We start from the raw sequence: 9133 nt of genomic DNA on the forward strand, positions 1-9133 counted from the left end.
TTCGGTTGCGTGCCGCCCGGATCGCAGAGGGGCAAGGGGCACGCCGGGTCGTCATGCCGGACATCGCATCCACCCCCGTCGCCGGCAGGCAATCGATTATGTGGGGACTGCCTCCTCCCCCACCACTCTCCCGTTCGCTCCGTCGCGCGGGCCCTTCGCGAGCGGCCGTCTCCGTCCCCCGCGGCCCGTCCGGGAATAGCCGCGATCCCGCGCCGTGTTGCCGCGAGCATGACGACGAATGCGCCGCGGCCCGAGGTACTGCGCTACACCGCCTTCTCCAGCAGTCCCGACGGCGGAAACCCCGCCGGTGTCGTGCTGGACGCCACCGCTCTGGACGACGGGGACATGCTGGCCATCGCCGCCGACCTCGGGTACTCGGAGTCCGCGTTCCTCACCGCGCCCCCGGAGGGCCTCGACGGTCCCGAGGGGCGGGTGTACGGCATCCGTTACTTCAGTCCCAAGGCCGAGGTGCCGTTCTGCGGGCACGCCACCGTCGCGACCGCCGTCGCCCTCGCCGAGCGGACGGGCCCCGGGGAGCTGGTGTTCGCGACGCGGGCCGGCACCGTGCCGGTGGAGGTGACCGAGGAGGACGGGACGGTCAGGGCCACGCTCACCAGCGTCGAGCCGCACGTCGCGGAGATCGCCGACGCCGACCTCGCGGAGGCGCTCGCCGCGCTGGGCTGGCCGGCCGCCGATCTCGATCCGGTCTTCCCGCCCCGTATCGCGTTCGCCGGCGCCCGTCACCTCGTGCTCGCGGCGGCGACACGTGCCCGTCTCGCGGATCTCTCGTACGACTTCGCGCGCCTCGAAGCCCTCATGCACCGCCTGGACCTGACCACCGTCCAGTTGGTGTGGCGGGAGTCGGCCACCGTCTTCCACGTCCGTGACCCGTTCCCCGTCGGCGGCGTCGTCGAGGACCCGGCGACCGGCGCCGCGGCGGCGGCGTTCGGGGCGTACGCCCGTGAGTTCGGCCTTGTCCCCGAGGACGCCGTTCTCACCCTGCACCAGGGCGAGGACCTGGGCCGCCCGGGCCGGCTCACGGTGACGCTGCGCGCGGGTGACCCGCGCGTCCGGGTCGGCGGCGCGGGAGCTCGCATCGGCTGAGGGGCCGTTCTCTCGCGGTGCGCGCTCGCCGCCCGACCGGCTCCGCGCCACCACCCGAAGCCGGTCGCCTTCGTCCCGCCCGCCGGTGGCGCCGCGCGAACTGTCCGCGCGTGCGCCGGAGATCGCGCGGGCGTCGCGGCCGACGCCGAGGCGCATGGTGGCGGCCCGTGCGGCTTCGGGCGGAGAACAACCGGCCGTTCGACCGCGGTCCGGACAGAATGTCCTCCCGTGAATCACGTACTGTGCGGGCTCGCCGCCAATACGGCCCTGCCCGTCGAGCTGGTCGACCGGCTGATCCCGGTCGCGGACGCGGACATCGCCGAGAACCTCGCAGGGCGCGCGGATCTCCGTCACGAGCAGGCGGTCGCCCTGGCCTCGCGGATCGGGGAAAGCGCTGTGCTGCTTGCCCGCAGGGGCCTGCTGACCGCCGCCGACATCGATCCCGTCGCATCGCCGGACGCCGCGCTCGCCCTGCTCGACGAGGGGGCCGGTGACCCGGAGTGGGCCCGGCGCTTCGCGGCGGATCCGGACGCGGAGCGCCGGGCGAAGCTGGCCGCCTGCCTTGGACTCCCGCCTGCCGTGCGGGAGACGCTGGCCGCCGACCCGGACGTACGGGTCGTCGCGGAGCTCGCGGCGTGGACGACGGCGGACACGGCCGCCCGGCTCGCGCGGCACCGGCACGCCGAGGTCCGCCGCGCGGTGGCGGCCAACGAGGCGACGCCACCGGACGTGCTGGCGATGCTGGTCACCGGCGAAGGACTGCCTCCGGCGGAGCGATGTCTGGTCTGTGACCGTGAGGAAACGCCCTTCCTGCACGACCCGCGGTGCCCGCGGCCCGACTGCGAGCTGCGGTCCGGTGCCTCCTGTACGGGCTCCCACGAGTCCACCGTCCTCGAGACGGCGGAGCTGGCTCTGCGGAACCCCGCCACGCCCGCCGAAGCCGTCGTCCGGTTCGCCGACCACCCGTCGACGGTGCTGCGCTGCCTGCTCGCGGTCCGCCCCGACCTGCCGCCGGAGACGGCGGTACGGCTCGCCGGTGATCCCGTGCCCGGTGTTCGCGCCGGCCTCGCCGGGAACCCGGCGATCGACGGCGCCCTGATCCGGGCGCTGGAGGCCGATCGTGGCCCTGACGTACGGCGCGGTCTCGCGCACAACCCCCGCGTGCCGCTCGACGTGCTCTCCCGCCTGGCCGGCGTCGTCAGGATCGGCCCGACGCTGCTGCCGAGGATCGCGGCCGCCTCTCCCCTCGAGGTGAGGGAACTGTCCAGGTCGCCGAATCCGGCCGTGCGGATGCTCCTGGCCGAACGACGCGATCTGCCGGCCGAGATCCGCGACGTCCTGGCCGACGATCCCGACGCGAAGGTGGTCAAGTCCATCGCGCCCCACCCGGGCCTCTCCGAGGCACAGCTGCGCCGTATGGTCGAACGGCACGGGGTTCGGGTCCTCGCCCGAGTGGCGGCCAATCCGGACGCACCGCCGGCGCTGCTGGAGGACCTGGCCGCACATGTACCGCCGGTGCGGAAGGCGTTCCGTGAAATCGCCCGGCACCGCAACGCGACGGGCCCGGCGCTCCTCGCCTGCCTGGCGGACGAGCAGGCACGGCCCATCGCCGCCGGGCACCCGTCCCTCCCGCCGTCGGTCGTGGCCGAACTGCTCTCCGCCGACGACCGGCAGGTCGTGGAAGCCGCTGCCGCCAACCCCTCGCTGCCACCGGCCGTGATGTCGGAGGTGGTGCCGGAGCCGCGCGGCACGCAGGGCCGGCGTGGCGCGCCGCCCGGCCGTGCGACCGCTCAGGCCTCGCCCATGACCAGGACCTCGACGGTGTGCCTCCGTGTCCCGGGCTCCGGGACGTCGACGACCCGGCGGTCCGGGTGATGTCGGACCCGTTCGGGCAGGGTCTCCCGGTAGGCCCGCTCACGCCGTCAAGGCGCCCTCCGACGCAGCCGAGGGCCGCGACGCTCACCGTGCGACGGCGACCACTGTCCACGACGGGGCGGCGGCGGACAGGACGGCGCGGGCCCGGCGACACCTGTGCCGGGCCCGCGCGGACCCGGGTCAGCGTCGGCGGGACCAGCCGGTCCCGATTCCCGCCACGTGCAGGGCCAGGGCGGTCAGCCCCAGCAGCATGACGTTCACCGAAGAGAACACGTCGTTGGTGCCGATCTCCGCCGCGTTGATCAGAAACGCGATGAAGAAAAGCACCGCCGCGACCATACCGAGCATGAACGAACTCCTCTCATGGGGTTGAAGCCCGTATGCCCGGCCGTCGCGCTCACAGACGCGGACGCACGCGACCCGGCACCGTGTGGCCCGTTCGCCGACGGCCGCAGGGCACCCGGTGGTCCGCCCCGACCGAGGCGTACGAGGTCCACCGGGCCGGTGCGGGCGTCGGCCGCCGGGCGCGCGACCACCCGCCCGGAACGGCCGTCAGGGCTGCTCGAACCGCGCGTTCGCCGTGCCCGCCATCCGGTCCGCCGGACGGCGCGTCCCTGCTTCCCAGAGGCACCAGGTCGACCACAGCAGCAGGACGAGGAAGACGGCGAGCAGGCCCAACAACACCACGATCTGCCGTGCCGACCCGTTCTCCTGGACCAGGGTCAGCAACAGGCAGAGAGTCCAGGCGACCACGCCGCCCGCATACACGGCTCTGAGCTGTCGCAACTGACTCATCGATTCCACCATCGCCCTCCTGAGCCGTACCGTCACGCGTCACCCAGCCGGTACCCCCGTCGCGCGACTTCACCGCACACGATCGTGGTCGATCCCGCGGTCGGCCGTCGCTCCGACTCGTCCGCCGTGGACGGTGGTTCACGGCAGGGATGTGATCGCCCGCATCGCCCGCACGTCGACCGTGCCGTCCACGGCGAGCGGACGTTCCCGCGGATTCGGTGGCACAAGGCCGGTGTACTGGTGGACAGTCTCCGTATGAACCCGGCAACCGGCCACAGCGGAGAACAAGTCCCCTCCCTCAACTCCCTTCTCGCGCAGTGGAGTGCTCTGGTGAACGATGTGGAAGAGGGCTACTCGTGGTGCGCGCCGGAGCTCAGCAACGACCTCTCGTGCCGAGACGCGCTCGCGAGAGTCTGGCCGCTGCTGTCTCCGCGTGTCCGCACGATCAGGCAACCGGAACTCGACGGCATCGACGACCGCTATCGCCGCGCGACGATTCCGTGGCCCGGCCGTCCGGAGCAGGGCGCTCGATGGTGGACATGGCGTGTTCCCCGGATCCTTGAGGTCGAGGCCTCGGAGCAACGGGATCCGGACTGGCCCCTGGGATGGGAGATGATGCCGTTCCCCCGGCCCGCTTCCGTGGCGGTCGTCACCTATCCCTGACATGCCGGCCTGCTTCCGACCGAGCTGATCGGCAGGTTCGGGACCGACGCCGGGATGCGGCCGGCAGGCGACGCCCACGGCGGTCTCGTCACGTCTCCCCGGCCCGGCGGCCGAAGTTCACCCGCACCCGGGGGGTGAACAGGCGGAAGTCACGACCGACGGGCCGGCGCCCGCCCGGTGAAGGGCGCCGGCGCATCGGTCGTGTGCGGTCAGTGGCCGGCGGTCAGTTCGCCGCTGAGCTTGCCGTGGAGTCGGGCGCTCGGGTCGTTGAGCCCGGTGATCTCTACGGCCTTGCCGCGCTGGGCGTACTTGGTCTCGACGGCGTCCAGGGCCGCGACGGAGGAAGCGTCCCAGATGTGCGCCGAGCTCAGGTCGATGACGACCTTCGTCGGGTCGCCCGCGTAGTCGAACCGGCCGACGAGGTCGCCCACGGAGGCGAAGAACAGCTCGCCGGTGACCCGGTAGACCACGGTGGTGCCGTCGGGGTCGGTGACGGCGGTGACCTCGGCGAGGTGGGCGACGCGCTTGGCGAAGACGACCATGGCGGTGACCGAGCCGGCGACGACACCGACGGCGAGGTTGTGGGTGGCCACGACGCAGGCCACGGTGACCACCATGACGGTGATCTCCCCCGCGGGCATCCGCCGGAGTGTCCTCGGGGCGATGGAGTGCCAGTCGAACGTCGCGAACGACACCATGATCATGACGGCGACCAGGGCGGCCATGGGGATGTCGGAGACGACGGGGCCGAAGACGATGCACAGCACCATCAGGAAGGAACCGGCCAGGAACGTCGACAGACGGGTGCGGGCTCCGGAGACCTTCACGTTGATCATGGTCTGGCCGATCATGGCGCAGCCGCCCATGCCGCCGAAGAAGCCGGTGACGATGTTCGCCACGCCCTGGCCGATCGACTCGCGGGTCTTGGAGGAGTGGGTGTCGGTGATGTCGTCCACCAGCTTGGCCGTCATCAGCGACTCCATCAGGCCGACCAGCGCCATGGCCAGTGCGTAGGGGGCGATGGTGGTCAGGGTGTCCATCGTGAACGGCACATCGGGCAGGCCCGGGACGGGCAGGGAGGACGGCAGGTCGCCCTTGTCGCCCACGGTGGGCACCGCGATGCCGGCGGCCACCGTGATGACGGTCAGGATGACGATGGAGACCAGCGGCGCCGGGATCGCCTTGGTGACCTTCGGGAAGAACACCATCAGGGCCAGGCCGCCGATGATCAGCGGGTAGACCGCCCAGGGCACATCACGCATTTCCGGCACCTGGGCCATGAAGATCAGAATGGCCAGGGCGTTGACGAAGCCGACCATGACCGAGCGCGGCACGAACCGCATCAGCTTGGCCACCCCCAGCACGCCCAGGACGATCTGGAAGACGCCGGCGAGGATGACCGCGGCGATCAGGTGACCGAGGCCGTGCTCGCGGTTGAGCGGAGCGATGACGAGGGCGACGGCGCCGGTGGCCGCGGAGATCATCGCCCGCCGGCCGCCGACGACGGAGATGACGACGGCCATCGTGAAGGAGGCGAACAGGCCGATGGCCGGATCGACACCGGCGATGATCGAGAACGAGATCGCCTCGGGGATCAGCGCGAGCGCGACCACCAGGCCGGCCAGCACCTCGGTGCGCCAGACCTTCGGATCGCGCAGCCAGTCGGGCTTCAGGCCGCGTAGACGCGCGGCCGGGGACGGGACGGAAACAGAGGAGGACAACGAAACAGGTACCTGTCGTGCTCGGGCACGCCCTTCTCGCCGGGCGCGCGGGAGGAACACGGTGGTGCCGGCCGGCACCCCGCAGGCGGCCCGTGGGAAACGGAGCCGAAGTCGAAGAGGGATCCGGCGAGGGCCTGTCAGGACGCGGCCGGGCTCAGATCCGGGGGCGGAGCGTCACGGCGGGCAGGCGGCAGCGCTGGGCGTCATGGGCTCGCGCACACTTGTCTCCTGCCGGGAATCACGTCTTCGCCGGAGGCGCCATCGGCCCCGACACGGCAACGGCGGGACCGCGACAAGGCCGCCCCCGCCATCCGCAACCCTACCCTAACGTTAGAGTAGAGATCGGTGAGGCGTGCAGGGGCGGCTCGCCACGGCGCGGGAAGGACCGGAATGACGGGCTCGGACGGCAGGCACATGCAGATCGGCGAGGTCGCCGCACGTACGGAGCTGTCCCTGCGCACGATCCGGCACTACGAGGAGGCCGGGCTGGTCATCCCCTCCGCCCGCTCCCAGGGCGGCTTCCGCCTCTACACCGACAACGACGTGCAGCGGCTCATGGTGATCCGTCGCATGAAGCCGCTCGGCTTCTCCCTCGAGCAGATGCGCGACCTGCTGGACGCCACCGACCGCCTCGACGCCGGCACGGAACTCGGCGCCGAGGAGCGGGAGATACTGCTGGAGCGCGTCCGCGGTTACGAACGGGCCGCCGGCGAACAGGTCGCCAAGCTCCGCGTCCAGCTCGCCCGTGCCGAGGACTTCGCCACCACACTGCGCACCCGCCTGGAGCAGAACTCTCCCGCGGCCCGCGCCTGAGCCGGGCGGTCGGGCGGTCGGGCAGTTCCTGACTCCCGCGGAACTGTCAGTGGTGGGTGACAGCATCGGAGCATGACGGAGAACTTACCTTTCGACTGGCGGTCCTTCCTGCTCGAGTGGAGCGGGGAGTGGGCGGATTCCCTGCCGGACGGCGAGGCGCGGAGTGAAGAGGACGAGGCCGCCCGGCAGGCGCGGTGGCTGGGGTTCCCGCCCGCGTCCGAGGAGCGGATCACGGCCCTGGAGAAGCGCCTCGGCCGGCGGATGCCGCCCTCGTACCGGGAGTTCCTGAAGGTCAGCGACGGGTGGCGGTACGCGGGCGGGTTCGTGTCGCTGCTGGCGGGGAGCGCGGAGGCGTGCTGGCACAATGACGAGTCGGGACTCGCGGTCATGTTCGAGGAGTACCTGGACGAGGACGCCGAGCCCGAGGAGCGGCGGGAAGCGGACCTCTGGCGGCGCGGGCTGCAGCTCGACGTCGAGTCCGACATCACCTACGTCCTCATGGATCCCGAGGACGTGGACGAGGACGGCGAGTGGGCCGTGTACACGTGGTCGAGCTGGCGGGCCGCGCCACCCGAGCGGCACGCGAGCTTCCTCGCGTTCATGCGGGACATGCACCGGGAGTTCCACAGCCTGCGGGCCCGGCCGGGCGACGGGGAGCCGGAGTTCGTCAACGACACGACGCGGAAGCTGGACGCCCTGGTGGAGGAGGCCCGGCTGGAGGCGCTGCGCGGTGGTTGGGAACGGGCCGTGGAGGCTTTGGACGAGGCCAAGGGGTACGGCAGACCCCGGGCCGCCGGACTGGTCGACCAGATACGCCGGCTGCTCGGGCAGACCTCCCTGGTGTACTTCGACGGCCTGGTGACGGACCCGCGGTACGCGCCCGAGCTGCTGCCGCCCCTGGTCGCCGAGCACGCGGCGCACTCGTACCGGGACGACTCCACACTGAAGTTCCATCTGCGGGGCGCCGATGAGGACCTGCTGTCACTGGCTCACGCGACGCTGGAGCAGGTGCGCGGCGGCACGTACCGGTACACGGCGGACGGACCGTTCGGGGAGGCGGTGGAGCGGGCCCGGGAGCTGGCGCGGTGGGGGGACACCGACGGGGCATGGCGGACCCTGATGGACGCCCTGCCCCTGTGGAAGCCGCTGGGACCGGACCACCTGGCGCCGCTGGGGTGGGTGGCCGACCCCCTGCTCGGGCCGCTGCTGGCCCCGGAGCGGGGCCGCGAGCTGCTGTCCGCTCCGAGGGGCGGGCAAGCGGGCGAGGTACCGGGGCCGACGGCCGGGCTCGACCCGGGCGGCCTGGCCTGGCTCGCGGAGCCCGACCCCGGCAACAACCGTACGTCCTACCGGTTCGTCCTGGTGGAAGGGGTGGAGCCGGAGGAACTGCCCGCTCGCCTGGCGGACGGGGACGACACGGTGCTGAACGAACCCATGACCCTCTGGGAGGCGCGCCACAGGTTGCTGCACCACCGGAGGGAGTTCTCGTCCTACGACGACAAGGCCCTCATGGCGGTCGGCCGGGCCGGCCCCGGCTGGAGTTTCGCCTTCGAAGGCGACCCTGCCGCGTTCGACCGTCGGCGGTTCGTCTCCCCCGCCCCGGCCGCCGGCGCGGGCACCCGCGCGGTGGTGGTGTGGAGCGGCCTCAGGGCATGGCACGGGGAGCCGTTCTTCCATCTCTCGGTGGCGCGCGACGGCGCCGAGCAGTACGCGTTCACCTACGCGGACGGAGAGGTCCGGCGCAGCGGGGACATACCGCGGGCGCTGGACCCGAGCCGGTTCTTCGGCACCCTGGAGGACTCCGCCGAGGTGGAACGGTCGCTGCTGGAAGCGGTGGCCGGGGAGTTCGGTGCGCAGGTGCCGCGCCACGCGATCGTCAGCGGGCGGCTGCACACGTTCACCACCCGCTCCTGGACACGGCCACCGAAGGACGGTGAGACGTACGCGGTGATCCGCATGGGCTGAGGAGCCGTGCCCCTGACGGACAGCGGGCGGACGGACGACGGTCCGGAAAGCAGGTGAAGGCCGGCCGGGGCCACCGGGCCGGCCTTTCGCTCTCAGCTTGACTCTGAAGCTTCTATAGATCGTCAAGCTGTAGGAGACGGCCCGGGTGTGCCGCTGAATGCGCTGGTCAGGTGGTGGTAGACCTCGCGCGCGACGAA

The 9133-nt window shown here is 72.1% G+C and carries 8 protein-coding genes; 5 read left to right on the top strand and 3 right to left on the bottom strand.

Annotated features, from left to right (window positions below; genetic code table 11):
* The first annotated feature begins 228 nt into the window (after window positions 1-228).
* On the top strand, window positions 229-1104 hold the full coding sequence (locus KUM38_RS32850; protein WP_217134907.1) for a PhzF family phenazine biosynthesis isomerase: 876 nt from the start codon (window positions 229-231) through the stop codon (window positions 1102-1104).
* Window positions 1105-1332: 228 nt separating this feature from the next.
* A complete protein-coding gene (locus tag KUM38_RS32855; RefSeq protein WP_308409115.1) occupies window positions 1333-2979 on the top strand; it encodes a hypothetical protein in 1647 nt (548 codons plus the stop codon).
* Between the two features lie 180 nt (window positions 2980-3159).
* On the opposite strand, the gene KUM38_RS32860 is transcribed toward KUM38_RS32855, so the two are convergent.
* Both KUM38_RS32860 and KUM38_RS32865 read right to left on the bottom strand, forming a co-directional pair.
* A complete protein-coding gene (locus KUM38_RS32860; protein ID WP_167353471.1) occupies window positions 3160-3327 on the bottom strand; it encodes a hypothetical protein in 168 nt (55 codons plus the stop codon).
* Window positions 3328-3531: 204 nt separating this feature from the next.
* Window positions 3532-3774, bottom strand: a complete 243-nt coding sequence (locus KUM38_RS32865) for a hypothetical protein (protein ID WP_217134909.1) — start codon at window positions 3772-3774, stop codon at window positions 3532-3534.
* A 255-nt stretch (window positions 3775-4029) separates the two neighbouring features.
* Between KUM38_RS32865 and KUM38_RS32870 the strand changes: the two genes are divergently transcribed.
* Window positions 4030-4437 (top strand): hypothetical protein, encoded by a 408-nt coding sequence (locus tag KUM38_RS32870; protein WP_217134911.1) that lies wholly within the window; start codon window positions 4030-4032, stop codon window positions 4435-4437.
* Between the two features lie 209 nt (window positions 4438-4646).
* Here KUM38_RS32870 and KUM38_RS32875 read toward each other — a convergent pair whose 3' ends face one another.
* On the bottom strand, window positions 4647-6158 hold the full coding sequence (locus KUM38_RS32875) for a SulP family inorganic anion transporter (RefSeq protein WP_217134913.1): 1512 nt from the start codon (window positions 6156-6158) through the stop codon (window positions 4647-4649).
* Between the two features lie 390 nt (window positions 6159-6548).
* Here KUM38_RS32875 and KUM38_RS32880 point away from each other — a divergent pair, with 390 nt between their 5' ends.
* Window positions 6549-6971 (top strand): MerR family transcriptional regulator, encoded by a 423-nt coding sequence (locus KUM38_RS32880; protein ID WP_217134915.1) that lies wholly within the window; start codon window positions 6549-6551, stop codon window positions 6969-6971.
* A 72-nt stretch (window positions 6972-7043) separates the two neighbouring features.
* A complete protein-coding gene (locus KUM38_RS32885) occupies window positions 7044-8936 on the top strand; it encodes an SMI1/KNR4 family protein (protein ID WP_217134916.1) in 1893 nt (630 codons plus the stop codon).
* Window positions 8937-9133 lie beyond the last annotated feature (197 nt).

This window comes from Streptomyces sp. AC558_RSS880, assembly GCF_019049255.1.
Taxonomy (GTDB): Bacteria; Actinomycetota; Actinomycetes; order Streptomycetales; family Streptomycetaceae; genus Streptomyces.